Origin of the sequence: Lysinibacillus sp. RC79 (assembly GCF_041262405.1) — a bacterium.
In the GTDB taxonomy this organism is placed as follows: Bacteria; Bacillota; Bacilli; order Bacillales_A; family Planococcaceae; genus Lysinibacillus.
Map to the genome: position 1 here is coordinate 12642 of NZ_JBGCCD010000040.1, position 26248 is coordinate 38889.

A 26248-nucleotide genomic window follows, 5' to 3' on the forward strand; every position below is an offset into this window, starting at 1 on the left:
TCTAATCAAAAAATATTGCTCTTTCAATCATAATTATTCTGCAATTAACATGGATTTTCTACATCGTTCGAGTTTCGTATTAATAATATCTTACTAATCAATAATATTTTATAAATAAGACAAAAAAATAGCCCTCCGTTTATGTTAAACGGAAGGCTATTTTTAGATTATTGACTCATCAGCAAAATTTAGGTATGGAATTCGTTTGTGAATCAGATTTTTTCTGTTATACCGTGGTATATCAATCTAAATGTTGCACCTGGAATAAATTAAAGTAGGTTCCTTCTTTTTGCATCAATTGCTCGTGCGTACCACTTTCAATTAATTGTCCATGATCTATAACCAAAATTTTATCTGCATGTGTAATTGTAGAAAGTCGGTGAGCAATTATAATGGTCGTGCGTTCATGTGCAAGTATTTCCAATGATTCTTGAATAAGTGCCTCACTTTCTAAATCCAATGCAGAGGTCGCTTCATCCAGTATTAAAATAGGTGGATTTTTTAAAAATACACGGGCGATCGCTACTCGCTGCTTTTGTCCACCCGATAACTTCACACCGCGCTCCCCAACCTTTGTGTCATAGCCATTTGGCAAGCTCATAATAAAATCATGAGCATTTGCCGCTTGTGCCGCAGCAATGACCTCTTCATCAGATGCATCTGGCTTGCCCATTAAAATATTCTCTTTTACTGAATCACTAAACAAAATATTATCCTGTAGGACTATTCCAATTTGTGAGCGTAAAGAATGTAAAGATACGTCACGAACATCATAGTCATCAATACATACGTTGCCACTCGTTGCATCATAAAAGCGAGGAATTAAACTAATGATGGTTGATTTTCCTCCACCACTCATTCCTACAAACGCAACTGTCTCCCCAGGATTAATTGTAAAATTGATGTTGTTTAAAATTTGTGAGCCCTCTTCTTCATATTGAAAGTTCACATTATCAAAACGAACTTCACCCTTTACCCGAGGTAACTCTACCGCATTAGCCTTGTTTTTTATTTCATAGGGTTCGTCTATTAATTCAAACATTCGATCCATTGATGCGAATGACTGTGTTAACATTGTCGATGAACTTACAAGGCGACGAAGTGGACCATACAGTCGTTCGATATAGGCAATAAAGGCAACCATCGTCCCGACTGAAAGATCTCCATTAATAACCTGATAACCTGCATAAGCAATTACTAGGAGTGGTGCTACATCCGTGATTGTATTCACCACTGCAAAGGATTTAGCATTCCATTTCGTATGATCCAGCGCTTTCTCTAAAAATTCACCGTTTGCTTCATCGAATAATTTTTGCTCATGCTTTTCTAACGTGAAGCTTTTAATAATACTCATTCCAGCTACACGTTCATGCAAATAACTTTGCACACCTGCAAGTGCTTGTGACCGTTTACGTGTTAAAGATCGTAGTTTACCAAAGAAGTACTTCACGCTAAATGCATAGAATGGGAACGCAATCAATGCTACTAGCGTAAGTTTTACATCCATGGCGAACATAATACCGATAGCAATAACAATTGTCGCAAGGTCGAGCCAAACATTCATCAAACCTGTCATGATAAAGTTTTTTGTTTGTTCCACATCATTAATCACTCTTGAAATAACATCGCCAGCTCTTGTATTTGCATAGTATCTTAAACTTAGTCGTTGTAAATGTGCATATATCTGTTTTCGAATATCGAAAAGCACCTTGTTACTAACATGCTGAGCAAAATATTGACGGTAATACTCAATCGGTGGTCGAATAATAAAGAATACAATGATCGTACCACCTAACCAATAAAACAGTTCTTTTGTCTTCTCTGCATCGGTTAGATGATTTGCATCAATAATATCATCTAACACAATTTTTATGAGTAATGGGATAAATAACGGAATCGCAAATTTCACTATACCAATTAAAACCGTTAAAATAATTTCCCATGTATATGGTTTTACAAATCTCATATAACGCTTTATACTACCCAATTCATTATCACATCCTTATTTAAAAGCCTCGCTCTTATGTAAATTAAGCAAATGAGCCACTTCGCACATAAAAAGAAACAGACATCCACAAATTGAATGCCCAAACGTATTATAGCAATATTTTGCTTGAAATACAGTTAATTTAGCTTTATCACTAACTATTTTGAAATTAGATTATTTAAGACATAAAAAAACACCCATTAGTAAAACTAATAGGTGCTTCTAACAATCATCTGCTTGCATATCGAGCTGAAACTTATAACGGCTTGTCCAGGCATCGATGAAATCAGGTGCAAAGGGTCCTCTTTTTTGTTGAATCCAGCTAATTAATTTATCGACATTGCGCTTTAAAATTTTATCTATGACATCTGGATAAGACATTTCCTTACTATGTAGCTCATATTCATCCTCATCTAAGAGTGAATAAGACATATCAGGGAAAACTTTAATGTCTAAATCATAGTCAATATATTTAATGGCATTATTATCGAAAACAAATGGTGAGCTTAGATTACAATAATAATACACACCGTCCTCACGTAGCATGCAAATGATGTTAAACCAGTGCTCCGCATGGAAATAACAAATAGAAGGCTCTCTCGTTAGCCACGTACGACCATCGGATTCTGTCACAAGTGTCCGTTCATTCGCACCGATAACGATATTTTTCGTTCCTTTTAAAACCGTTGTTTCTTGCCAAACACGGTGGATACGGCCATTGTGCTTATAACTATGTATTTGTATCGTTTCTCCTTCTACCGGTATTGCCATTTTTGAAGCCCACCTTTTCGTCTATGCTACCTAAATCTAGCAGTCTCTAGTATATTATAGCAATGTGTACGCGAAAGGTGTAGTTAGAAAACCACAAATTTCCCTGCGCTCTTTTAAATTTGTACAAAATTTCGTTAATTTGAAGCGAATTTTATCATAACAACAACTTGATTGGAATTATTTGTTTATTTTTATAGGTCGGATCGGGGTTTTTTCTTCTGAATTTGAGCGGTTTTCTCGGCTATCCGAGCCATTCTCCTTACTTCCTGAGCAATCAAATTTTAAATTTAAAAGGAGCTGCCTTTTTTAATCTTTTCGATTTTAGACAGCTCCTTAGAGGTAAATGCAATTATGCAATTACAAAGTGTTATTCACCAAGATCTTGGTTAGTTTTATTGAAGTTACCTGATGCTTGAGCTTTGTTTTGCTCTGCTTTAGCATTTTTCTTTTGCACTTCATTAGCGTCTGTAACGTCTGTTTCATAACCAAATTCTTGGCTTTGACGTTGCATGTTTTTATTCGGTTGTAAATTTTGGTTGTTGTTTTGCTTTTTCATTATTCATTCACCTCCACGCTCATTATTGTGTACCGAGGTGAATGGTTTTATGCTCATAAATTTTTATAAATATTATTTTCTTGATTAATCCTTAATTTCTTGCCAAATTTTCAGCATTGGAACGGGCATTGGTAATAATTCTATTTGTTCGCGATTCAGCCATTCGCCCTTTACTGCTGAATTGCATTTCATAAAATAGCTATTTATATGCCAGGTTAAATGTGAAAAAACATGTTTAAATGTTAACAAATCCTGTTGCGATTGAACATTCATAGCATAATCATCAATAAAAGTATCTATTGAATTTTTACCGTGTTCAAGCATTGGAAACTGCCATAGATTAGCTAGTAAACCCTCTGCTGGACGCTGCTCCAATAAAATTCGACCTTTGTCATCTTGACATACAAGCACATCGTATGTGATATGCTTCATCTTTACTTTTTTAGATTTGATAGGTAATTTTTCCGGCTCACCTTCATTAAAAGCGGTACAGTATTCTCGAACTGGACATAATAAGCACTTTGGTGAAGTTGGCGTACAAATAAGTGCACCAAGCTCCATTAAGCCTTGATTGAAGGACGATGTATTTTCTGAATCTATCAGTTCTTCAACAGCCGCTTCAAAAATCTTTTTAGTCTTTGGAACTGCTATATCATCATGAATATTAAGCACCCGACTTAAAACGCGCATAACATTACCATCAACTGCATGTTCGGGCTTATTATAGGCAATACTTAAAATAGCTCCAGCGGTATATGGACCAACGCCTTTTAATTTTGAAATCTCATGGCGATTATCAGGTACTACACCACCGTAGTTTTCTAATACCTCACGAACACCTGCTTGTAAATTACGTGCACGGGAATAATAGCCGAGGCCTTCCCAATGCTTCAATAAGTATTCTTGTGGAGCTTCCGCGAGTAATTCTAATGTTGGAAAACTTTCCATGAAACGATTGTAATAAGGAATAACTGTGTCGACACGTGTTTGCTGTAGCATCACTTCTGATACCCAGATCTTATAAGGGTCCGTAGTATGCCTCCAAGGTAAATCACGTTTCTCAACATTAAACCATTCGACTAAAGATTGTCGAAATTCTGTTACATATGGATAATTCACAGTGACCTCCAGCGTCTTTACGATTTTATTTATGGTAAAAAGAGTATACAATTAAGAAAAGGTTATCTGTCAGAAACGACAAAAACCGTCAATTTTTTAGCTTTAATATTTAGCACGACTGTTTTTATTTAAGTAAATATCAAGTATTACGGATTATTGAAATATACATGTATGCAAATTGTACTCTATCTATATGCATACAAGGAGTGGATATTTTTGGATTCAGGTACACATTTCGTTATGGGTATAGCCCTCGGTGGTCTTGCATTAGTTGATCCCGTTGTAGCAAATCATTCTATGACCTTTACCGCAGTAATGGCAGGTACAATTATTGGCTCACAGGCACCTGATGTCGATACTGTTTTAAAACTGCGCAACAACGCAATTTATATTCGACATCATCGTGGAATTACACATTCACTACCAGCAGTAGCTATATGGCCCATCTTAATTACCGCGGTTTTAGCAATTATTATTCAAGACGTAAATGTGTTTCATTTATGGCTTTGGACATTTTTAGCTGTAGCGATTCATGTCTTTGTTGATATCTTCAATGCTTATGGTACACAAGCACTTCGGCCAATCTCTAGAAGATGGGTTGCACTTGGTGTCATTAATACATTTGATCCTATTATTTTTACACTACATTGCCTTGGCATTTTACTTTGGGCATTTGGTGTAAATCCAGTTTGGACATTTAGTATCATGTATCTCATTATTATCGTTTACTACATTTTACGATTTGCAGTCCAAAAAGCTGTAAAGAATGCTGTGCATAATACAATTCAGGATGAAGAGTATGTTATTGTAGCCCCTACAATGCGATTCTTCCACTGGCGAATTGCAGCTAAATCCAAAACGCATTATTATGTTGGCCGAGCTTATGGGCGAACTGTTAATATTTATGATAAATTCGAAATAGAACCTTTACCGAAAACGCCTCTTATCGAAATAGCATTGAAAGATCGCAATCTCGCTGCTTTCGTGTCATTCTCACCATTGTATCGTTGGGAAATTTCAGAACTCGATAATGGCTTAACAGAAGTAAGATTAATTGATCTGCGTTATCGAAGTGATAATCGCTATCCATTCGTTGCTGTCGCTCATTTAAACGATGATAACGAGATTATCACTTCATACACGGGTTGGATTTTTACAGAGGATAAACTCCAGAAAAAATTACAGATTGGCGCAAGTAATTAAACAGCAAACCCTGACCAACATTGGTCAGGGTTTTGTTATTGCACCATATCATCACTAGCATCAAGTAAATGTGCGTATTTGGGATTGCGTCCTGCAAATGTATGCAGTTTATCTCCATAACTAGTAATTAATTGACGCACTAAATTTTCAGTGTAATCAGCACCTCGATAGGCATAGCCAGCTTTTGCAGAAGTTGATTCAAAATCACTCCATAAAAGCTCAATCCATACTCGTGCACGTCCTACTGGCATTTGCGGGTTTTTTGCAAGTAACTCAGCAGTTAGTTTTTCAATTTTTTCATCCATTTATTTGCCCACCTTTACAGGAGATAGCATTGAAACAGGTAAAGCCTCTTGGTATTTTTCGCCCCCTAAGCGATGTCCCCAAGCAAAGCGTCCTTTTAAATAATCTACTTGGAAAAATTCATTTTCAGAGCCGTCAATACGATACATTTCTCCAGGAATTATTGTATCTAAATCAACCAAATAAGCAGCTGCCATTAAAGCCTTGCGCTCGTAAACTGCGAATTCATTGATAATTCCTAGCTGCTCCGCCTTACGTGCTTTTTCCTTTATCATAGCTACTTCTTCACGTAATTCATGCTCTGACATTGCAGCATAATTTTTTTCGTTCATTCCTCATTCTCCTTCTCTTCTATAAAACGATCTATAGCCTCTATAGGAAAACCCTTTTGATAGAGCGCTTGCTTTAGTTTCATTTTCAATTCATAACCAGTATACTTCGATGAATACTTTTTCCAAACTTTTTCGCCTTGTGCCTCAAGTAGCTGTTGCCATTCATCTTCATCCTGCTCAATCTCTATTTGACTTAGCACATCATCTACAACACTAAAAGAATAACCTTTTCGCATTAAAAAATCTTGAATTTTAGCTTTTATTTGTGTTGGTGTTTTCTTTTTTTCTGATCGAATGACCTTTTCAGCCAATTGTGTCGCAAGCTTTACCTGTTCTCCATGACTATATGTAGCAAGTACCTCATCCTGTAAGCTTTTATCAATTCCTTTTTTCATAAGGTCTTGTCTAATTGCCTTGGGTCCCTTTTTCATCGTAGCCTTTTTCGTGTTGAGTAATGCCTTGGAGTAAGTTTCATCATTTAAAAAACCGTATGATTTGAGCTTTTGTATAGCCTCTAAAATAACTGCTTCGCCAAATTCTAACGCGAGAAGCTTTTTCTTGACCTCATGCTCACTGCGCATTTGATAAGACAAAAAATTTAACCCTTTATTAAAAGCTTTTCGAATCTCATCCTCATAGGCAATTTCCTGAATATCAAATTCCTCAAGCACTTTTCCCTTCGTTAATCCAAATTGAATGAGAATTGCCTCATCTACAGGAAAAGCGTATTCTTCGTTCAAATATATATTATAACGTTCTGGATTGTTTTTTTGACGTGCAATTTTCGTAATAATACGCATTAGTAACACCTCACTATTAAGCATTATAACATTTTTCGTGGGTATTGCTTTTTCCTGTGGGTATTCCCATGTTCGCGGGTATTCGCTTCTATTCCGTATCATTTAAAAGAAGCACTTCAAGATTTATTGGTTTAAATCGAATAGGATAATTTTTTTAACGCATTCTAATGAAAAAGAAAGGATGCGTTTTTATGTGGAAACAGCATATTGTAGGAGCGGTCATCGCTACTTTTATTATTGCCGCGGCAATTAGCTTTAATCCATTTTCAGCTTCTGGCTCCGATGAACACCATTGGGGATTAAAGCGAGCGAAAAACGGTGAACCAGCTGAGGCTGGAGCACAGCTTGATCAGCTACTTGAGAAATATGGTGCTATTTATAAAGGTAAGCCTGATAAAAAAGTTGCTTATTTAACCTTTGATAACGGATATGAAAATGGGTTTACGGAAAGCATTTTGGATACATTGAAGAAGGAAAAAGCACCAGCTACCTTCTTTTTAACTGGTCATTATTTAGAAAGTGCCCCCGAAATAGTGAAACGCATGGTTAAAGATGGCCATACAATCGGCAACCATTCATATGGACACCCAAATATGGCGAGATTAACGCCAGATGCTATGCGTACAGAATGGAAAAAATTTGACGATAAGCTGAGGGGATTGACTGGTATTAAACATACAACATACTTCCGCCCACCTGAAGGTATATTTAATGCGAAATTATTAGAGATCGGAAATGCTGAAGGCTACCGTCATATTTTCTGGTCTGTTGCCTTTAAGGATTGGGAAAGGGATGTACGTCGTGGCGCAGATTATGCGTATAATGCATTAATAGAACAGCTACACCCTGGTGCCGTAATATTAATGCATACTGTAGCGCAGGATAACGCTGAAGCTCTTCCTAGGTTTATTGCCGAGGCGAAAAAACAAGGCTATACATTTTTATCCCTTGACGATTTAGTTTTAGAACATGAAGATTTCCCTGTCGCTTTGCAATCGTCTACTCCTTAGTTATAATGGGGAGATGATATTAAAAGAACAGGGACGTGGAACGCTTGACGCAGCAAACAACAATGGAAGTAGGACAAAAATTTCCTCTAATAATAAAAAGACTTGGTATTAACGGTGAAGGAGTAGGCTTTTATAAGCGTAATGTTGTATTCGTAAAGGGCGCTATTCCTGGTGAAGAAATTACAGCACAAGTGACTAAAACACAGAGAAACTTTGCCGAAGCAGAAATATTAGCTATTCGCAAAGCTTCAAAATATCGTCAGGAAGCACCATGCCCAGTTTACAATGAATGTGGCGGCTGTCAGCTTCAACACATGACATATGAAAAACAGCTAATCGAAAAGCGTGATATCGTAATTCAAGCATTAGAACGTTATGCTAAGCCTTTAGCTAATACAGTTGAAGTTCGCAAAACTCTAGGGATGGATAATCCATGGAATTATCGTAACAAAAGTCAATATCAAGTACGTAAAGAAGGTAAGCGTGTCTATGCAGGACTATTTGCAGAAGGTAGTAACAAGTTACTGAACATCAATGATTGCCTTGTTCAACATCCGATTACATCAAAAATTACAGTGGCAACACGTAAAATTTTACAAAAACTGAATATTACTATTTACGATGGTCGTACACTTGATGGCTTAGTGCGTACGATTGTTGTACGTACTGGGATTCGTACTGGTGAAACACAAGTCGTGCTCGTCACAACGCGTAAGGAAATTCCACATCAAGCGGAACTCATTGCTCGTATAAAAAAAATCGACCCAAGTATCGTATCGATCGCACAAAATATTAACCGTGAGAAAACATCGTTAATCTTTGGCGATGAGACGATTGTCCTCGATGGTAAGGAAACGATTCATGAGGAGCTTGGCGAATTAGCATTTGATTTATCAGCTCGCGCCTTTTTCCAACTAAATCCAACACAAACCGTTCATCTCTATGATGAAATCAAAAAAGCAGCAGCATTAACAGGCAAAGAAACAGTTGTTGATGCTTACTGCGGTGTTGGAACAATCGGTTTATGGCTAGCTGACCAAGCAAAAGAAGTTCGTGGAATGGACGTTATTCCAGAAAGCATTCAGGATGCACGTAAAAACGCCCGAAACCATGGCTTCAAGCATACAAAATACGCAGTCGGCACAGCAGAAAGTGTCCTAGCAAAATGGCGCAAAGAAGGATTTACACCTGATGTTATTACAGTTGACCCACCACGCACAGGTCTAGCACCAGAATTCATCCGCACTGTGTTGAAGCTAAAACCGAAGCGCTTTGTCTATACATCGTGTAATCCATCAACTTTGGCGAAGGATTTAAACGAATTATCGAAGTTTTATGATGTGGAGTATATTCAGCCGGTTGATATGTTTGCACAGACGGCGCAGGTAGAATGTATTTGCTCCATGGTTCTTAAATCAGAATATCAGAAATAAAAGTTTGGCGACTCCAGAAGATGCAGCCTGTATATTACAGGCTGTATCTTTTTTTACATTACTTCACCTACAGTCATTCATAATAATGCCCTAATGCTCCAAGCCTTTTCATCACCCTCAACCGATCCATGCCTGTTTCAATTCTCACAAGGTAATCAATTAGGAACATCATCTGGTATTCAAGTGAGCATTAAAATCACCATTCCAACCAATTCTCAATATTTGGTCTGCTATTTATTTGTGTACAACTATCACGTTCTTCTAACCAGTTATAAAACGGTACTGGTCGTTCTCTATTTGGTGTTTCTTCTATATATGATGATTTGGTTGGCTTAATATTTAAACGCTCTACTGCCTTACTATATGCCCCCACAAATACAGCTCTTAATGTGCTAGCAATTGTTAATGTACCGTTCGCAATATCACGTAAAATGTTAGCTAAAACGTCTTTAGCGTGAACAAAATCGCGTATATCATTCATTTTTGTAGACAGTATGCACTTATGTATTTGGTCTTTTAAATCCTCACGTATAGGCAATGAGTGCATGAAATCAAATAACATCATTTGGTACTCATTCATGTATTCTTTTTTCTTTTCAGCTTGCAAAGCCAATTCATTTTCTAAATCACATAAATTATTACTTGCTTGTTTAGAACTTAAAAGATTAAAAGAATTAGATGGTTGGTTTTCTGAAAAAGTCTCGGAAACCGTGTAATTACTGCTTGCTTGAGCTGTCTCTCGTTGAGACACGCTCGATGGGACATAAAGTAATATGCGATAAATACTAGCTCCTTTGATGCCGTTTAATTTTGTTCCAGGTACTTTTTCAATGATGCCTAACTCAACTAATTTCTTAATTGAACGGTAAACAGTCTTCGTGCTAATCTCCAATGATGCAGCAATTGTTGCAGCTTTTAAGTGACAAGCTCCCGGGTATTCCAGTGAATGACTAGCAAGTTTGAAAACGATGGCACGTTCTGATTCAGTCAAATCATAGTAATGTGCTGCCATGTGATTCTCAACAGCTATGTCCATGTCTGCTATTGAATCGAATGTTGTGTATTGTGCTAAATATTCAAATGCCATCGTTTTCACCTCGCTTTCTAATCACGAACCTTTGTGTATCCTAAACAGAAAAATTATTCTTCTTTTCTTAATAAAGATATTTATACTCAATGTTTTCTGCTCGTTGCTGTTGCTCTCTTAATTTGATTAAAATATTCTCTATTTTCTGTATAAACTCATCATTACTTGTTGGATAATCTGAAATGCGTTGTTCAATCTCAGTAATATTTTTTAAAAAATACATTTCAGCAAAGGTTTTTAAAAATGCAAAGTCATCAAGCGAGACATTAACTTTTTCCTTCATCTGTTACACCTACCTTTTGTTATTTAAAAACTCAATCGAGAGCACCAGCTGTGATGCCCCCTGTTCAGCTTTTAAATTTCCCCATAATGTGGTTCGCAGTTTATACAAACATCATCTGGATAATCCACAATATTTACATCTGCTTCATTAAAATTTTCACCGCAAATTGAACATGTAATTGTTTCAGAGTCAAACCAATCAAGTGCTTTACGGCTTTCGGCAATTATTTTGTTTGCTTCATATGCTCGTCTTTGATAGAAGCTATATTCAAAAATTAAATTACTGAATTCTTCTAAAGTTATATGTCCTGCTCCATACTTTCGAAAAGCTACAATAGCAGAAGGCTTTAACTGCTCCGCTTTATTTGCATATTCTCTTTCTAAATCGATGTTTAAATTTAATGCCCCTACCCAATATTTTTTTGTGTGTAGTTTGTACATAACACCATTCATTCTAATTCCACCCTTCGTTTCTAAATTTTAAAAAACGTAAATAAAATACGTATCGTATAACCTATTTACATAATAAATAAAACGAAAAGGTATGTCAATTACAAATTGCGTAATTAATTATTTTGATTTATAATTGTATTATGAAATACATATAAAAAGGGGTGAATTGTTTGGCGCGAAAAGAATTAAAATTACGCTTACGTGTACTTCTTGCAGAGCGTGATTGGGAACAAAAAGATTTAGTGGAACGTACAAATTTAACAAATCGTGCAGTTAGCGAAATGGTAAATGGCAAACAAAAAAGCTATCCAAAGGCGTCACTTAACGAATTAATAAACGCTTTCGGGATAACCGACATGAACGATTTATTTAAAATTGTGGAAGTAGAAGATAACGAAGAAACAGATAACTAATTTGGTTGTCTGTTTTTTATATGTACTTTCACTACAGAATTTCCTAAAATGGAATATAGAAGGAGGATTTATAAATGAAAAAATTATTCTACATTGGAACATTATCAGCACTATTACTTGCTGCATGTGGAGGGCAAGAGGAAAAACTGAAAGAAGATAAAGTTGTTGAGGCTTCTACAGATGACGTTGAGGTAGAAAAAGATACTGATATAGAAGAATTAAAAAATGATCCTGAACATAAAATGCTGTTGGATAGACAACAATTACTAAAGGACGTTATAAGTTTAATTGAAGAAGATGATAAACAAGAACAAGTGTTTAATCCAGGTGATTACATACAAGGTGATATCCCAAAAGGTGAGTATGCTTTCATTGGTATTGATGAAGTTGAAGGTAAAACATACTACTATTCAGAAAAAGATCAAAATGGCAATATTGTAGATAATAAAAACTTTAATAGTTTCGGATATGTATATGTTCACGGAGTAGGAAACATCTCAACCAAAGGTGCATTATTCAGCGTATCAGCTCTTGAAAAATTAAACGTAAGTGGTGCAAAGAATTTTTTTGAAATACTAAATGAAAAAACAGACTATACAGACGTTGGATATTATAAAGTAGGTGTAGATATTCCCGCTGGCTCATACGTACTTGAATCGAACGGTGATGGTTATGTTGCTGTAATGACTGGCCCTGTAGGAAATTCAAAAATTGTAACTAACAAAAACTTTAATGGTAAATATCAAGTAGATGTAAAAGATGGTCAATATTTAACTTTTACTAAAGCTGTGATCAAACAATAACAACAAAAAAGCCCAGGCTCAAATTAATTGAGTACCTGGGCTTTGATATTATGCAGCTATTGGATTTGCAACTTGTGCAAGTTTAGCTGTTTTAATTTTATTTGCTCCGGCTTGTGCTGCCGTTACTCCTGTAAATGTACCTGTTTTAACTCTCCAACGAGAACCATCTGACTCAATATAAGCCACCCATCCAAAACGATGTTTTAACACATCTAAGACGTTTTCAGCTGCTTGTCGTGTGCTATACGTGCCTGTTAGGACACGATACTTATTAGTATCTGTAACTGGCTTTTGTTGCTGTGCATTACCACTCGCATTTTTAACCATAGTAATAAATTGTGACCAACTTACCTTTCCAGCACGCATCTTACTAGGACAATTCTTACCACTGAAATAATTGTGTTGTACCACACGTTCAATAGGAATATTTTCATCTTTCATAATTTTAGCAACAAGTTCAGCAGCATTCTGCACAGCCTTTAAGTAATTGCCATCACTATTAACGCATATTTCCACTTGAATACCTTCTTTATTCCCCTTATCTGAACCCGCTGCCCAACAAGCCCACATATGACCAAATGATTGTACAGCTTCTTTATCATCCACTTGCCAATTCCAACTAGCTGCGCGGCTATTCCCGCTGTATTGTAAACGAGCGTGAGCGTCTGCATCTGCTCCAGTTTTTAGATTATCAGTTTCATGAATAACAATATATTTTCGCTTATTAATTTTACCGTATGTGATTTTTGCAGCTAATGAGTCAGGAACTAATTTTTGTCTAATAACAACCATTATTGAGCACCATCCTTTTCCTTGCCATAAGTCATTGCTTTTTCGCTGTCATTTGTACCCGGTGTTGTCGGGTCCACAACTACACCGATCAAAACTAAAATTGCTAGTGTAGTGTTAAATAACTCCGTAATTTGCTGGTTATAAACTGTTGTATCGTAACCAAATAAAGCAGCTACTTGCTGAACTAAAAGCAGCAATAATGAAAATGCTGCTATTAAAAACGGTTTGTGTTTGAAGCGTACATTCCAATTAATTTTCATCTGTAATTCCCTCCAGTTTGTTTAATCGTTTATTTGCTGATTTTGTTGATTCTTCTACGCGAATCAGACGTTCATTTTGTGATTCAATTTTTCTCGCTTGGTCTTTAAAGTCAAGTTTTATATCATCGACTCCTCGCGCTATATAATCGACTTTAGACGATATACTTGCTTCTGATACCCCTTGATTTTTACTATCTTTTTTCATCGTTACAATCGCACCAAGAACACCTAACACAGTACCGATAGCACCAAAAAGCAATGATATTTCAATACTCATAGAACACCTGCTTTCACCAATATAAAAGCCCTCCACTATTAACCGTGGAAGGCATATTCCCAAACGTCTAGATTTTTAACAATAAAAATAACGCTAGCCTCATGACTGCGTTTCCGTTTGTATGTTATCAACTGGTATTACACTTACTATAATATGCTTATTAATAATTGCTCCACCGATGTTTACAAAGCCGATTTTTTGATCATTTAAAGTAGCTGTGAATGCTGTCACATCAAATTCAGCATTTTTCAATTTAATTGCCTGTCCATTGTTTAGTTGTACTTGGTAATCCATAATATTTTAACCCCTTTTAATTTTTATTTTTAAACATCCGACCGTCTTAATTGTGCGACGTTATTTCCCCATGCATCACGAATGTATACAAATGCATTATTGTAAGCAATTTTTAAACCACCTATTGTATTGGCGTCTAGATTACCTACTCTTGCATTTGAAAAGTCAACATCTCCCCAAAAAATGTGTCGTCTTCCTACATACTCTATATCGTTATAAGCATCTAACAAGATGGTTCCGCTTGATCCTCCAACCGATGTCATGTCACTAAAATACAATCTACGACCCATGTAGATATCTCTATTGACATTAATATCTGTAGCCCCACTAATACTACCGTTGACCACAACAGCACCATTAAGATTTATTTTATCTGCGCTGATAGAAACAGCATATGGGTCCATATTAATTTTTGAAGTAATAGTTCTTCCAGTAAATTCATCCTGCTTAACTACTTCAAATTTTATCTGATTTTCTGTTTGTGTGATTCTTGATTCCGCACGACCGACTCTTTCATTATTATTACTCACTGATAGTTCTATTTTGTTCGCTCTTATATCAATAGCAGCAACTTCATTAGTAATACGGTTATTAACCGAAAAGTTAATGTTATCAGCTTTCACATCAATAGATGCTATAGACTTTTCCAATTGCTCTACTTCAATAGTTATCTGGCTATCAGTTTGCTCAATCTTACTTTGGAATTCCTTTTTAGTTTCGTTAATGCTCTCTTTCAGTTCTTCTTTAGCTTCGTCTAGGTTTTCTTTGGTATCGTCTAAATCTTCTTTCTGATCAACTAACACATCCTCAGCCGTTTTAGGCAGGCTATTACCAAATATGACACTTTGGGTAATTAATTCGCCATTACGCAATACCTTTACTTGCTGGAGTATGCGCGTTTGTATTTCAATATTTAAAGGCTCATAAATAAGCCAAACACGCTCTCCAATCTCGCGTGAAGTCAATTCGGGGATCGTCGACTCAATCGCTAATTCTGGCACGTCTTGCAACTGTGATTTAATATAATCGAGCAGTGTTTGACGGTTTGTGTAACGTTCGTCACTCACTGGCTCCGCTTCTAGCGGACCAAAAATTGCAACGTTAGGTGAGCGATACTCTACAGTTAAACCGTCTGCTCCATAACCCTTTATAATTGTTGCTAAATCAGTCGTATCCTCTTGTAATATCACACTTGATACATTGTGTTTGTAACGATATTGATAGTCGTAATCTCCGCCGATTTCTTTTTTAAAATGAATTTTTTTATCCGGCAATATTAAATATTCGATGTCGTGATACTTACATATTTTTTTGACTAACGACACGATATTGCTTTTACCAAAGGAACGTATATAGTTAGTCTCTCGTGCAATATCATTATCAATTATCGCTGTCCAACCTGTACCATTTAACGTAAAATCAACATGATTTTGTAGCGTATGATTACCACCAAACGTATCATGTCGCTGTACTTTAGTGAGATCATAAAATACACTAGCCGCTATTACAGTTTTACTATGAGCAGTATTGCTGTATTGCTTAACTCTAAAATCATTGCCCTCTACAGTGACAATTGATTCTGACTCTAATAAATCATATCCTGGATTTTTAGAACCTTGAAAACAAGTAAACGACACTGTAAAAGTGCCGTCTATTGACTGTTCCATATTGAAATTAGATACTTGTACTAATAGTTCAACTTCATTTCCTTTAGTTACATGTATCATTGAATCATCTCCTTATTAACTAATAACATCTTTACCATCTCTTAAAACTTTTAATGTTATATCACCTATTAATTCAATAGGCAAATCATTGTTCCCAGTATTTATTGCACTAATCACCATGTAAGTTTCTTGCTCTATATTAAGTGTATGAGGAATAATTACTTGATGATGTGCCGCAAATGTGTTTATACCAGGGATAGTAGGTTTATTCATATCATTACCAAAGACATATACTCTATCATATATTACGTCTTGATACTCAAGTATTTCTGCTGAACTACGCTCGTCAAATATAGAAACACGAATAGCGTATAAATCTTTATTATTATTAGCAGAAATGTCTAAAATCATCTCGTATGTGTATCCCTGTATGAATCTAAATAAATCATAATAGTTTAATAAATTACTATCAGAAGTTGTATAACTTGTCTTTTCCATTGTTAGAGCAGGATTACCCATGCCCATACTTTGTAATGCCTCAACTTTGTTGTTAAATAGTAATGTTGCCCATTTTCCATAGCTAGAATTAAACGTGTAGTTATGTTTCTTAACAGTATTTTTAAACATTCTGTTTGGATTAGTTACTTTTGCAGGCTCTGGAATAGGAAATGATTTCTTAAAAGCTGTCCATCTCCAATCAGGTCTAGAAGGGTTTGGAGCTTCTTTTGATTCTTTTCTTAAATATATACTACCAATATCATACTCATAATAGACACCACCACTAGAAATATTATTGATTAAATATAGTTCTTGTTTTATTATATCTTCCTTATTCTTCGTTGTTATTACAATAAGTTTCATCCATCTAGGGTCATGATTACCAGATGATGACCTTGTTCTCCACGACTGAGCGTCTTCATTAGAAACATACATAATTGTTTGACCACTTGGATAAGTAGATGGTGAAGCGTCAGCATCTCTAGATTCTATAACTTTAAAATCTCCACTTCCAGTTTCAATCCATTCTGAATCCTCTTCAACTGCCCATGTGTTTGTATCTATAGTCTGATATCTAAATCTTTGTACACCAGTAACCTCATTGCTATCGGACAAAAACGGGTCTACTACAACAAAAGTTCGCAACATTACAAAGTCACGAGGTGCGGCTTCATAACCTACAGATAGTTCTACTTTACAAGTCAAAGAAACACCATCATTCGAAGGAAAGAACGATTCTTCTTCTTTTCGTACAACAAAGTATGTTCCTGATTTTCTTAAAGCCAACAGTTCATCCTCGGTAATAGTTTCTGAAATGCCTACTACATCAGAAGGTAGCAAAGTCACTTCGCCGTTACCGTCAGGACTTTTTCCATTGACCTTTTGAACAGTACCTTGTTTTAAATTGAGTTGCACGTTCCCATTTTCATCTGGTAAGACGTTGTTTACAGAACTAACAGCACCTGTACCGTCAACGCCTCGTTGTGCAAGCAGTATCCAATTTTCATTACTCGTAGAAGGTTTTGAGTTCGCATTAGCTTTAGTAGCCTGCCATGATGAACCATTATCCGTTACAATATTGTTCTTTTCGTACTGAGTAGTCTCGTTCCATACTGTCGCTGTGCCCCAACCTTTTATTGCTTCTGCCGCTTGATCGGCTTGATCGGTTGCGTTATTTGCATTAGTGATAGCTGTATCTGCTTCGGTGATTTTATCATTCACAACTTGTGTTAAATCTTCTTTTGCTTCGTTAATATCTTGTACAGCTTGATTAGCCTTTTGAGTTGCTCCTTCGGCATTTGCGATAGCCGTATTGGTGTCCTGTATAGCATTACGTACTTCTTGTGCTGCACTATTTGCATTCGATGTCGCTGTTTCTGCATCTGACTTAGCAGTTTCAAGTTGCTTTTCTAGCAGCTCCATTTGAGCCTTTAATACATCCAAACTATCAATTAATTGTGTTGCTTCTGTTACCTTCTCATTCACAGCATTGATAGCTGTATTAGCATTATTAGTTGCTTTATTAGCATCTGCTGTAGCTTCATCTGCGTTTGTAATTGCTGTATTTATTTCATGTATAGCCATAGAAACTTCATTAAGAGCGTTTTCTAGTGATGTATTTACATTATTGATCGCCTCTTGTGTAGCATCGTTATTTTCTTCGATTGCTGCTGCTACAGAAGTATAAGCATTATTAATAGCGTCCTCAATACGTTGTAGTAATTCCTCAACTTCTTGATCTCCGGCTAAAATATTTATCTGGCGCTGTAAGCTTGCAAAACGTTTTAAGATGTCCTGCCAAGTATTGTTGACATTATTTCTTTCCTCTCTACTTACAGGAGAATTAGTATTGTATATGTTTGACATGCTAACCACCTCTCTTTACATATATAAAAATCTAAAATCAAAAGAGATAGATGCAATCGTTCCACCTGTTACGGTAAATTGATTACTACCTATCCCTAAAGTTAATAGCTTTTTATTCGTATTTTTAAAGACAGACACACCATTTTTTAATGACTGTATACCTTTTAAAACTAAAACGTCATTTGTTGTAAGAGAGCCATTATAACGGTATATATCGCCTGTAGTAGTATTTTTTATCTCCAAATAATTACTAGCCGTTGCTTTGATTGTTATTTCTAACTCATGTTCTCGCGGATCAATTGCAAGGTTACCGATATTATCAATAACAAAGTTATTGGAGGAATGTTCATAACGGTATTCTTTATCCCATTCAAGACCCATGCCCCAAGACCATAGGTTGATATCCCATTCTTTGCGATTTTGGAGGTCTAATGATGTGCCTAGCGTTTCTGCTATGCCATCTACAGATAATAGTCTTAAATCATAACTAGCATGGCTATAGCCCTTCTCGCCCATCGCCTCACTATTTAAGAGGACTTTCCATCGCTTATGAGGCAGGGCGCTTTCATGAAAATACAGCTCTTCATAGGACGATAATAATTGATAAAATTCATCCCGCAATAAATACGTATCGTGAAAATCATACGCTTTTAACAAAAATTTAGTGTCAATCGAGCGTGGTTGTAAAATTCTATCCAACACAACTCGCCGACCATTTTCTACTTCTGCTGTCACGTAATCATAGGATGGCGTTGCAATATTACTATGGAGGGCAACAATGCTTTCAGTATCATATTTAATTCGTTCGCCTTTTTTGTCTGTGAAGAAAAACATTTTATAACCCCCTCATGTAACCTTTCAGACTTTGACCCGACCCCATTTTTCCGTTAATTACGTCAAATGTAGCATAGCCGATAACCTTTCCATCTAAGATAATCGGTGCTGGCTGGATATTAAAGTTATGCACTTGATTTATTTGTTGTTGCGTCGCTTCAACACCTCTACTTAAACCATCAACCAAACCATTACGTAGCATCTGTTTTGTTTGATCGTGGGTCCACACCTTGGCACCTTGTGGTAGATCATACAAACCAAAATCAGCGATACCGTAAGAGCCGTTAGCTCTAAATAATTCAGGACCTTCCTCACCCATGAATGCCATACCGCCAGGGTGATAATTCGTACCTTCCGCATAACCAAATAGACTTTTAGCGGTATCTGCAATAATATTAATTGTCTTGCTAATCGGGCTAGACCATTTTTTATTTTCTTCGTCAGGGTTTTTACTTTGTTTGATATCAACTTTTTTCGTATGGCTTTTATCAAGTTTACTGTTCCATACATCTGTCCTTGTAATATTTTCATCAATATTTTGTTTGGCATTTTTAAACTGACCGTTGACTTTCTCTAACTTTTGCTGACCTGCATCAAATTTCCCATTTTGCGTATCAACACTTTTTATGACACCATCTAATTTAGTTTTAGCAGTGGCGATTGCCTCATTTTCTTTTTGAAGCTTTTCAATACTTTCCTGTTTCTTACCGTTACTATCTCCCTCACGTTTGATCTTGTCTTGCAATTGATTTATAGATGTTTGATTTTTGGCAATTGCTGCATCTAATGATTGAAGTTCTTTTCCTTTTTCAATATTTATGCCTAGATTTTTTGTAAGAATTTCTCTATATAGATCTAGATTATTTCTATTTTTTGTTATTAATTCACCCGTTGAAGAGGATTGGTTTTGCTTTTCCTTTAATGTTTTTTGCTCTATTGATAGCGTATCATTTACTACTTCTAAATTTTCCTTGTTTTTATCATTCTTCTTATCAAGTTGATAGTTTTGTAGTTTAAGCTCTTCTTTTTGATTACCTAACTCAATATTTTCTTTAAAACTAGCTTCCTTTTGACGCTCTTTTATTTCTGCTATTTTTTCATTATTTGCAATAATTGTCGCTTCATTATCTGCAATATCTTTTTGTATATTGTTTCGTTCTGCTATCTTTTCATTAACAGACTCTTCTAACGCTACAACTTCACCTAGTAACGTTTCGTAGTTTTCTATTTCTGCGTTGACTGCTTCTAAATCTGAAATCATTTTGTTATAAACTTCAACTTCCATGCGTGCTAATTCAGCTTGCGTCATATCGCGTAGTTTACCTGTTGTATCAGCAATACGATTACCGTATTCTCCTACAGCTTCACCCGCTTGTGGGAATAATTCCACCAATGATTTATTACTCGAAAGCAATTCATTAAATTCCTCATTGGATAAACCAGACTTCTCACGTAAAGCATCCATTCGCTTCTCAAGTTCTTCTACACGTTTTGGCGCTGTTGTGTTCTCAAGCTCTGTTTGTAAATCCAGAAATTCTGCAAATTCCTCACGTGAAAGTTTTGATTTGTCCCATAGACCTTCAAAACTATTTGTTAATTTGTCCACATTTTCAGCTTGCTTAATTGTTTTTTCTGCAAGCTCAGTAGTCTTATCAATATCAGCACTTTTCTCTTCCAAAACCTTTGAATGAGTTTCCGCCAACTTTAAATTATTATCTGCTAACTCTTTATCTGTCCTTAATTGCTCATCAGCTTTTGTTCTTGTTAATGCATAAGCCGCTCCTAATGCTGCAACAACACCTACAACAATCCCTACAGGTCCTGCAATAGCACCTATTAAAGGCACAAGTGCCGGAAGTGATGTCATTAACATACCTAATCCTGTGAGCAGTCCACCACCAACGACTAGTAAAGGACCAAGCGCCGCAACTAGACCTGCTATAACAACGATAACACGCTGTGTACTTGCATCTAACCCATTCATCCAGTCAACTAAATCTTGTGCTGCACCTACTAACCATGTGAGCGCTGGCTCTAGTGCATCAAAAATCTTGATAGCTAATTCTTCTAGCGCTGATTTTAAATTTGTTAGTGATCCCGCTAGGTTATTCTGCATGACCTCAGCCATTTCCTTAGCTTTTCCTTCGGAATTGTTTATTGCTGATGATAGCTTGTTAAAATCCGCTTCTGAGGCATTTAAAACAGCGAGCATACCCGCCATTGCTTCCTTGCCAAAAATAGTAGCTGCATAACTCGCCTTTTGATCAGCCGTCAAATTTTTGAATGACCCGCGCATGTCTTGTAATAGTACGTCCAGAGGCTTCATTTCGCCGTTGCTGTCTTTAATACTAATACCCAATTTATCCATGGCTTTTTGCATTTCTTTTGTCGGTTTAGCTAAGTTAGTTAGCGACCCTCGCAAAGCTGTACCAGCCGCACTTCCTTTAACACCCGCATTAGCCATTAATCCAAGTGCGGCGGAAGTGTGTTCCAAGCTGTACCCTAATGCTCCGGCTACTGGCGCGACATACTTAAATGCTTCACCTAATCCAGCAACGTCAGTATTGGCATTACTTGCTGTTGCCGCTAATACGTCAGCATAACGTGTTGCATCACTTGCTTTATCTCCAAACGCTGAGATAGCATCGGTTAAAATATCCGATACTAACGCTAAATCTTCACCACTTGCTGCTGCTAAGTTTAAAACGCCATCGATACCGTCCATTGACTGCTTTACGTCCCAACCAGCAAGTGCCATGTATTTAAAGCCCTCTGTTACCTGTTTGGCACTAAACTTTGTGGAAGAACCTAATTCACGCGCTTTAACCTCTAACTTTCCAACTTCCGCGGCAGTCGCTCCACTAATCGCTTGTACCTCTGATAAACCAGCTTTAAAGTCCATACCGATTTTAGCAGCTACTCCGCCTATCGCCATTAAAGGTGCAGTAACTTTCATACTTAGTTCTCTGCCGACATTAGACATAGACTGACCTAATTCTTTTACAGACTTACCAGCATGAGCAACCTTTTCAGAAAATGATCGGTGTGTAGCATCTACACTTTTTAATTGCCCTTCATAATGCTTTAATTTTGATTCTGTTTCAGCTATCTCACGTTGGAACGCTCGATATTGATCTTCGCTAATTTTACCTTCTTTGAAAGCTTGTGTTACTTGCTCTTGTGTCTGTTTAAGTTGATCTAGTTTCTTTCTGGTGTTTTCAACTTGCTCGGCAAGTAACTTCTTTTTTTGAGCCAATAACTCTACATTTTTAGGGTTAAATTTTAAGAGTTTATCTACCTCTCTTAATTCTTTTTGAATATCCTTAGAACGCTTATTGACTTCTGATAACGCTCTATCAAGCCCCTTAGTTTCACCGTCTAGCTCAATCGTAATACCCTTTATGCGTTTACTCACGCCTCGCGTCACCTCACCCCTTTAGAAATTATCAAAATCGTTTTGGGTAGCCTTTCTTACAACTGCTTTTTTAGGCGTGTCTTTTTGATTTTTCAGTTCCAGATAATCTGTCGCATAATCTAAACACGCACCGATTGTCATGTATTCCATATCTTGCAGAGTGAGTCCAACTAGTTTACAAGTCATAAAAAAAGACTCCGTAGTTAGCACGTCGTCTGTGTCAACGTCGTCTACGGAAGTCTTACTTACTTTTTTCTATGGATATTACCCACTAATATTTGTACAAAATCGTCATTCAATAGCAAGTCGGTAACTGGTATATAGTCGCAATCCTCTAACCACTTGAAAAATGGTTTTACTTTAATATCAGCAGTTTTAACAAACGACCATAATAATTGATAAATGGTGATAGTATCAAAATTATCAATGAGCGTCTGCATTTTTTTATAGTCCTTAGCATCTTTAACCGCACTCAACTCCATGACACCTTCAATACCACCTACAGCTGCTAGAGTATCTTTTAAAATGTCACTCTTGAATTGATTTTTATAATGAAAAGCTGTGATAGCGTTACCTTTTATGCTCCATTCGACTTCTCCTAATTTGATTATCCCTTCCATCTTCGATACCTCCTTACGGCTCTATAATTTCTGGTATGCTGTCCATAGGATCAAATGGTTTTGTGTACCACGCGTTATAATCTTCTGGTAGTGTATTTGCTGTTGTTTTCGCACGAGTTATACCATCTGGTCGTGGTGACGCTGTGAATGTTAATTCAGACGTTTGTGCCTCAATTGTGTCCGTATTAGTTTTACCACTTAATGTCGGACGTGAAGCTGTACAGTTGTAGAGGATTTGACGTGTCGCTTTTTTATCTCCGTCAAATTCAAATGCCATAGCAAATTGCTTCCCTTTAGCATTGATATTTTCAACTAAAACACCACTAATAAGTTGTTCACCTAAAATTTCCGTTAAGAAAAACTCTGGAATCTCCGCAATTTCAAGAGCACCTTCATATCCTTGGTTAGCGCTAAAAACGTAATACGTCATGTTATCGGCGTGAAACGGTGTTTGATCGCCTTTAGGTGTTAATGTCAGTGATACAGCTCCTGACATACGTTTAAAATCGTCATAAACCATTTCGCCATCCTTAGTTGTAAAAGTTGCGATGTGTACATTTGTTAATCCGTACCGTACTTTGTTCTCATCCATTTACTTGTCCCCCTTAATTGTTATTGAATAAGTTGTCTTTAATAAATCTTCCTCAGCAATGAAATAAGCATTGGATTGATATGGAATACTCAGATTATCAAGTATCTTTTCAACACTGCCCTCCGCTTCTAAATCGCGTTTATCCGTATAAAGTTCTACCTCTACATCTTCGAATTTTTTATAAACCTTATTGTCAGCAATTAAATTCACTGAACCTTCTGTCATAATAACAATAAAAGGCACAGATTCCCTTTGGGCACACGCGATGTTTGCAACTGGATAACCTGTGCCTTTTTCAAGAGTGCTATATAATTCTTCTAATCCAATCAACCACGTATCACCCTTTCGACTTCCTTCTCATATTTTTCTATTGCCGATTGCTCTACAGGGTAAATATGCTCTTTACCAGGTGTTCTGCCACCATTGCGATTAGCATGACCTTTTTCCAACAAATGCGTTAAAGAAGGCTTTGTTTGATTGCAAATAACAGCCGCTGTACCCTGCTTCACGGTAGTCCATCCTTTGGCGTACTCACCACCATTTTTCTTCCTTTTAGGACTTGTATTTCTTAACTCTGCAGCACCTTCACGTGCAATCTTAGTTTTAGCTTTATCCAGACCTTCACTAACCTCTCGTGAAAAAGTGTTTAATTCTTTAATAAGAGTGTCACTTAGTTCATCAATGCTTACTTTTATCATTAATTTTCACCTCGCAAACTAATTCAAGCTCCCTAAAGCTTTTCTCATATGTTCGAATGATGTGATACGTTTGATTATTATAACTAAGGAATTTTTCACCTTTATATTCATGTGTCCAAATTTTAAATATAATTTCAGGTTTAAAATCTGTTGTAGCAGCTTGATAAAATTCAGATTGTCGCACTGATTTCTTTTCAGCAAGCTTTTTTCTTGGTTCCTCAAATATCTCTTTCTTGTTCCCGATACTATCTTTCTCTATATGAGTAGGTATTAAATAGATAACTCTATTACGTCTCATGAGAACCTCCTAGCGCGAGCTGAGTTGCAAGCGTACGAAAAACAGGAGAGAATTTAATCTCTCCTGCGTTCAAATTCCATAAATCCGTCACACCTATAACCATTACAGCAATGCCTAAATCTGAATCTAATCGTTTGGTTTTAACACCAGCACCTAGTAAATATGCTCGAATTGCTAACAACTTTTGTTTGATAGCGCCATCAATAATTTCATCCGCTTCTAGTGACATATTAAGCCCTTTTTTACATTCGATCACTAATTGTTCTATTTCCAATCAGTTCACCACCTAAGCGCTTTTTTTTGCGTCCTTTGCTCCTTTTTTAATTAACACTACACCATTATGATCAGCTAATTTACCATCACAAATTAATGTTGATTTACTAATCCATTCATCAGTTTCATCGTTGAAATATCGTTTGTATAACAGCTGCATATTACTGTTTACCATGTAATCTGATAGTTTCACTAAAATACCCACAACGTCACCTTCTTCTGCATCATCAATACTTGGTAAATGATCCTCAACAGGAATAACTTCTTTACCAAGTAATCTTTCAGTCTGGATGCCATCCAAACCATAATTCACACGCGCAATAGGTTGTCCATTGTCATCTTTCATTCCTACAATATATTTATTCCAATCCAAATCTGCCATAATTAATACAGCACCGTTGCGATAACTACGTGGAATTTTTGCAAATAACTCTGTCCAAGTGTCATATTTCCCGTACCCATCAGGAGTTACATCCACAATTTGTTCTTCTGGAATATTTGTATCTTTTGTAATACCTAACGGCTGTCCTGTACCACTGCCATTAATAATTGCTGTTTCAAGAGCAATTATCATAGCTTCATAAATATTATTTGTAATTGTTTGTTCAAACACAGGCATAGACACTGTATCCGCTACAAGATCAACAGCTACTCGACATTGTAACTTGTGATAAGAAAACGAAATTTTCCCAGGGACAGTTTTCTTTTGCTTATCAGACATTTTATTTGAAGCTACCCAGGTCGCTACAGGTTTTGCGTTTGAAAGTGGAATTTCGACTCCGCCTTTCATACTTGTTTTTGTTACTCGGTCCCAAATACGACCATAATCTTTCATTTTCTCAACAATTTTATTTAAAACTGTCGTTGGAATAACAACACCAATATCGCCAGTCCCAGTAGTAGCATCTGCACGGAATTCTAATTGTTCACTTTGCGTTCCTTTCGTCACATATTGCATAAATGCATTGCGATATTCAGGTGTATCATGCGGATCACCAGAACGATACTCATTACCATTCCCACCGCTACCACCAACATCATACGTTCCTAAGATGTTCGGCTGACCTTGCGGATTGCTACGCTGCTCTGGTGATTCAATCTCATCCAATCCACCATTTTCACCGTTTCCACCTTTTTCATCTGGTAAAGCATCAACCATACTTCGCAATTCTGCTATCTCTGCATTTAAAGCTTCCAAGTCTGTATTAATACTACGTAATTCAGCTACCGACTCAGTTGTTTCGGCAGTTTTCCCTAATTGTTTTTTACGCTCTTCCTTTTTGGCTAATAGTGCTAGTAATTTCTTTTTCAT

General features: G+C 36.5%; 31 protein-coding genes. 5 read left to right on the top strand and 26 right to left on the bottom strand.

The genetic code is table 11. The annotated features are described in order from the left end of the window. Nucleotides 1-241: 241 nt before the first annotated feature. The 4 genes from ABH968_RS24575 to mutY all read right to left on the bottom strand — a co-directional run bounded on the left by ABH968_RS24575 (nucleotide 242) and on the right by mutY (nucleotide 4433). Nucleotides 242-1987 (bottom strand): ABC transporter ATP-binding protein, encoded by a 1746-nt coding sequence (locus ABH968_RS24575; RefSeq protein ID WP_370048241.1) that lies wholly within the window; start codon nucleotides 1985-1987, stop codon nucleotides 242-244. Nucleotides 1988-2209: 222 nt separating this feature from the next. Then, entirely contained in the window at nucleotides 2210-2758 is a 549-nt protein-coding gene (gene ntdP, locus ABH968_RS24580; protein ID WP_049668858.1) for a nucleoside tri-diphosphate phosphatase, read from the bottom strand. Between the two features lie 367 nt (nucleotides 2759-3125). Further along, entirely contained in the window at nucleotides 3126-3314 is a 189-nt protein-coding gene (locus tag ABH968_RS24585; RefSeq protein WP_370048243.1) for a gamma-type small acid-soluble spore protein, read from the bottom strand. 84 nt (nucleotides 3315-3398) lie between these two features. Next, nucleotides 3399-4433 (bottom strand): A/G-specific adenine glycosylase, encoded by a 1035-nt coding sequence (mutY, locus tag ABH968_RS24590; RefSeq protein WP_370048245.1) that lies wholly within the window; start codon nucleotides 4431-4433, stop codon nucleotides 3399-3401. Between the two features lie 216 nt (nucleotides 4434-4649). On the opposite strand from mutY, the gene ABH968_RS24595 reads away from it, so the two are divergent. Continuing rightward, nucleotides 4650-5636 carry a metal-dependent hydrolase gene (locus ABH968_RS24595; RefSeq protein ID WP_370048247.1) on the top strand — a complete coding sequence of 329 codons (987 nt, stop codon included), beginning with the start codon at nucleotides 4650-4652 and terminating at the stop codon, nucleotides 5634-5636. 35 nt (nucleotides 5637-5671) lie between these two features. Here ABH968_RS24595 and ABH968_RS24600 read toward each other — a convergent pair whose 3' ends face one another. Genes ABH968_RS24600 through recX form a run of 3 tightly spaced genes read right to left on the bottom strand, consistent with a single transcriptional unit; the run spans nucleotide 5672 to nucleotide 7071 of the window. Next, nucleotides 5672-5941, bottom strand: coding sequence for a YfhJ family protein (locus ABH968_RS24600; RefSeq protein ID WP_370048248.1), 270 nt, complete (start codon nucleotides 5939-5941; stop codon nucleotides 5672-5674). After that, nucleotides 5942-6271, bottom strand: a complete 330-nt coding sequence (locus ABH968_RS24605; protein WP_370048250.1) for a YfhH family protein — start codon at nucleotides 6269-6271, stop codon at nucleotides 5942-5944. Further along, nucleotides 6268-7071 (bottom strand): recombination regulator RecX, encoded by an 804-nt coding sequence (recX, locus tag ABH968_RS24610; RefSeq protein ID WP_370048251.1) that lies wholly within the window; start codon nucleotides 7069-7071, stop codon nucleotides 6268-6270. The genes ABH968_RS24605 and recX overlap by 4 nt, the downstream gene beginning before the upstream one ends. 191 nt (nucleotides 7072-7262) lie before the next feature. Here recX and ABH968_RS24615 point away from each other — a divergent pair, with 191 nt between their 5' ends. Beyond that, a complete protein-coding gene (locus ABH968_RS24615; RefSeq protein WP_370048253.1) occupies nucleotides 7263-8081 on the top strand; it encodes a polysaccharide deacetylase family protein in 819 nt (272 codons plus the stop codon). A 44-nt stretch (nucleotides 8082-8125) separates the two neighbouring features. After that, nucleotides 8126-9514, top strand: coding sequence for a 23S rRNA (uracil(1939)-C(5))-methyltransferase RlmD (gene rlmD, locus ABH968_RS24620; RefSeq protein ID WP_370048255.1), 1389 nt, complete (start codon nucleotides 8126-8128; stop codon nucleotides 9512-9514). Between the two features lie 196 nt (nucleotides 9515-9710). Here the strand turns inward: rlmD and ABH968_RS24625 are convergent, their stop codons facing one another. The 3 genes from ABH968_RS24625 to ABH968_RS24635 form a co-directional block, all read right to left on the bottom strand. Next, nucleotides 9711-10601, bottom strand: coding sequence for a helix-turn-helix domain-containing protein (locus ABH968_RS24625; protein WP_370048257.1), 891 nt, complete (start codon nucleotides 10599-10601; stop codon nucleotides 9711-9713). Between the two features lie 67 nt (nucleotides 10602-10668). Next, the gene (locus tag ABH968_RS24630) at nucleotides 10669-10884 is read right to left on the bottom strand and encodes a hypothetical protein (protein WP_370048259.1); all 216 of its coding nucleotides are present in this window, start codon (nucleotides 10882-10884) and stop codon (nucleotides 10669-10671) included. A 71-nt stretch (nucleotides 10885-10955) separates the two neighbouring features. Beyond that, entirely contained in the window at nucleotides 10956-11336 is a 381-nt protein-coding gene (locus tag ABH968_RS24635) for a hypothetical protein (RefSeq protein ID WP_370048261.1), read from the bottom strand. Between the two features lie 170 nt (nucleotides 11337-11506). Between ABH968_RS24635 and ABH968_RS24640 the strand changes: the two genes are divergently transcribed. Beyond that, nucleotides 11507-11749 (top strand): helix-turn-helix domain-containing protein, encoded by a 243-nt coding sequence (locus tag ABH968_RS24640; protein ID WP_370048262.1) that lies wholly within the window; start codon nucleotides 11507-11509, stop codon nucleotides 11747-11749. A gap of 74 nt (nucleotides 11750-11823) precedes the next feature. Then, entirely contained in the window at nucleotides 11824-12552 is a 729-nt protein-coding gene (locus tag ABH968_RS24645) for a hypothetical protein (protein ID WP_370048264.1), read from the top strand. 48 nt (nucleotides 12553-12600) lie between these two features. Here the strand turns inward: ABH968_RS24645 and ABH968_RS24650 are convergent, their stop codons facing one another. The 16 genes from ABH968_RS24650 to ABH968_RS24725 all read right to left on the bottom strand — a co-directional run bounded on the left by ABH968_RS24650 (nucleotide 12601) and on the right by ABH968_RS24725 (nucleotide 26248). Further along, a complete protein-coding gene (locus ABH968_RS24650; protein ID WP_370048266.1) occupies nucleotides 12601-13344 on the bottom strand; it encodes an N-acetylmuramoyl-L-alanine amidase in 744 nt (247 codons plus the stop codon). Then, nucleotides 13344-13604, bottom strand: coding sequence for a phage holin (locus ABH968_RS24655; protein ID WP_370048268.1), 261 nt, complete (start codon nucleotides 13602-13604; stop codon nucleotides 13344-13346). Before ABH968_RS24655 ends, ABH968_RS24650 begins: the two co-directional genes overlap by 1 nt. After that, on the bottom strand, nucleotides 13594-13881 hold the full coding sequence (locus ABH968_RS24660; protein ID WP_370048269.1) for a hypothetical protein: 288 nt from the start codon (nucleotides 13879-13881) through the stop codon (nucleotides 13594-13596). The genes ABH968_RS24655 and ABH968_RS24660 overlap by 11 nt, the downstream gene beginning before the upstream one ends. A gap of 99 nt (nucleotides 13882-13980) precedes the next feature. Further along, nucleotides 13981-14175: a hypothetical protein gene (locus ABH968_RS24665; RefSeq protein WP_370048271.1), complete on the bottom strand. Its 195-nt coding sequence runs from the start codon at nucleotides 14173-14175 to the stop codon at nucleotides 13981-13983. A 29-nt stretch (nucleotides 14176-14204) separates the two neighbouring features. Next, nucleotides 14205-15902 carry a phage tail protein gene (locus ABH968_RS24670; protein ID WP_370048273.1) on the bottom strand — a complete coding sequence of 566 codons (1698 nt, stop codon included), beginning with the start codon at nucleotides 15900-15902 and terminating at the stop codon, nucleotides 14205-14207. Nucleotides 15903-15917: 15 nt separating this feature from the next. Next, nucleotides 15918-18206, bottom strand: a complete 2289-nt coding sequence (locus ABH968_RS24675; RefSeq protein ID WP_370048275.1) for a coiled-coil domain-containing protein — start codon at nucleotides 18204-18206, stop codon at nucleotides 15918-15920. 15 nt (nucleotides 18207-18221) lie between these two features. Then, nucleotides 18222-19040: a phage tail domain-containing protein gene (locus ABH968_RS24680; protein ID WP_370048277.1), complete on the bottom strand. Its 819-nt coding sequence runs from the start codon at nucleotides 19038-19040 to the stop codon at nucleotides 18222-18224. Between the two features lies 1 nt (nucleotide 19041). Then, nucleotides 19042-22455, bottom strand: coding sequence for a phage tail tape measure protein (locus ABH968_RS24685; RefSeq protein ID WP_370048279.1), 3414 nt, complete (start codon nucleotides 22453-22455; stop codon nucleotides 19042-19044). 21 nt (nucleotides 22456-22476) lie between these two features. Next, on the bottom strand, nucleotides 22477-22641 hold the full coding sequence (locus ABH968_RS24690; protein ID WP_370048281.1) for a hypothetical protein: 165 nt from the start codon (nucleotides 22639-22641) through the stop codon (nucleotides 22477-22479). A gap of 59 nt (nucleotides 22642-22700) precedes the next feature. Next, nucleotides 22701-23075 carry a hypothetical protein gene (locus ABH968_RS24695; protein WP_370048282.1) on the bottom strand — a complete coding sequence of 125 codons (375 nt, stop codon included), beginning with the start codon at nucleotides 23073-23075 and terminating at the stop codon, nucleotides 22701-22703. A 13-nt stretch (nucleotides 23076-23088) separates the two neighbouring features. Then, nucleotides 23089-23667, bottom strand: coding sequence for a major tail protein (locus tag ABH968_RS24700; RefSeq protein WP_370048283.1), 579 nt, complete (start codon nucleotides 23665-23667; stop codon nucleotides 23089-23091). Continuing rightward, on the bottom strand, nucleotides 23668-23997 hold the full coding sequence (locus tag ABH968_RS24705; protein WP_370048285.1) for a hypothetical protein: 330 nt from the start codon (nucleotides 23995-23997) through the stop codon (nucleotides 23668-23670). Beyond that, complete coding sequence (locus ABH968_RS24710; RefSeq protein ID WP_370048287.1) at nucleotides 23994-24365, bottom strand: HK97 gp10 family phage protein; 372 nt, start codon at nucleotides 24363-24365, stop codon at nucleotides 23994-23996. Before ABH968_RS24710 ends, ABH968_RS24705 begins: the two co-directional genes overlap by 4 nt. Continuing rightward, entirely contained in the window at nucleotides 24346-24663 is a 318-nt protein-coding gene (locus ABH968_RS24715) for a phage head closure protein (RefSeq protein ID WP_370048289.1), read from the bottom strand. Before ABH968_RS24715 ends, ABH968_RS24710 begins: the two co-directional genes overlap by 20 nt. Then, entirely contained in the window at nucleotides 24653-24937 is a 285-nt protein-coding gene (locus tag ABH968_RS24720; RefSeq protein ID WP_370048290.1) for a hypothetical protein, read from the bottom strand. Before ABH968_RS24720 ends, ABH968_RS24715 begins: the two co-directional genes overlap by 11 nt. Before the next feature lie 12 nt (nucleotides 24938-24949). Beyond that, a complete protein-coding gene (locus tag ABH968_RS24725; RefSeq protein ID WP_370048292.1) occupies nucleotides 24950-26248 on the bottom strand; it encodes a phage major capsid protein in 1299 nt (432 codons plus the stop codon).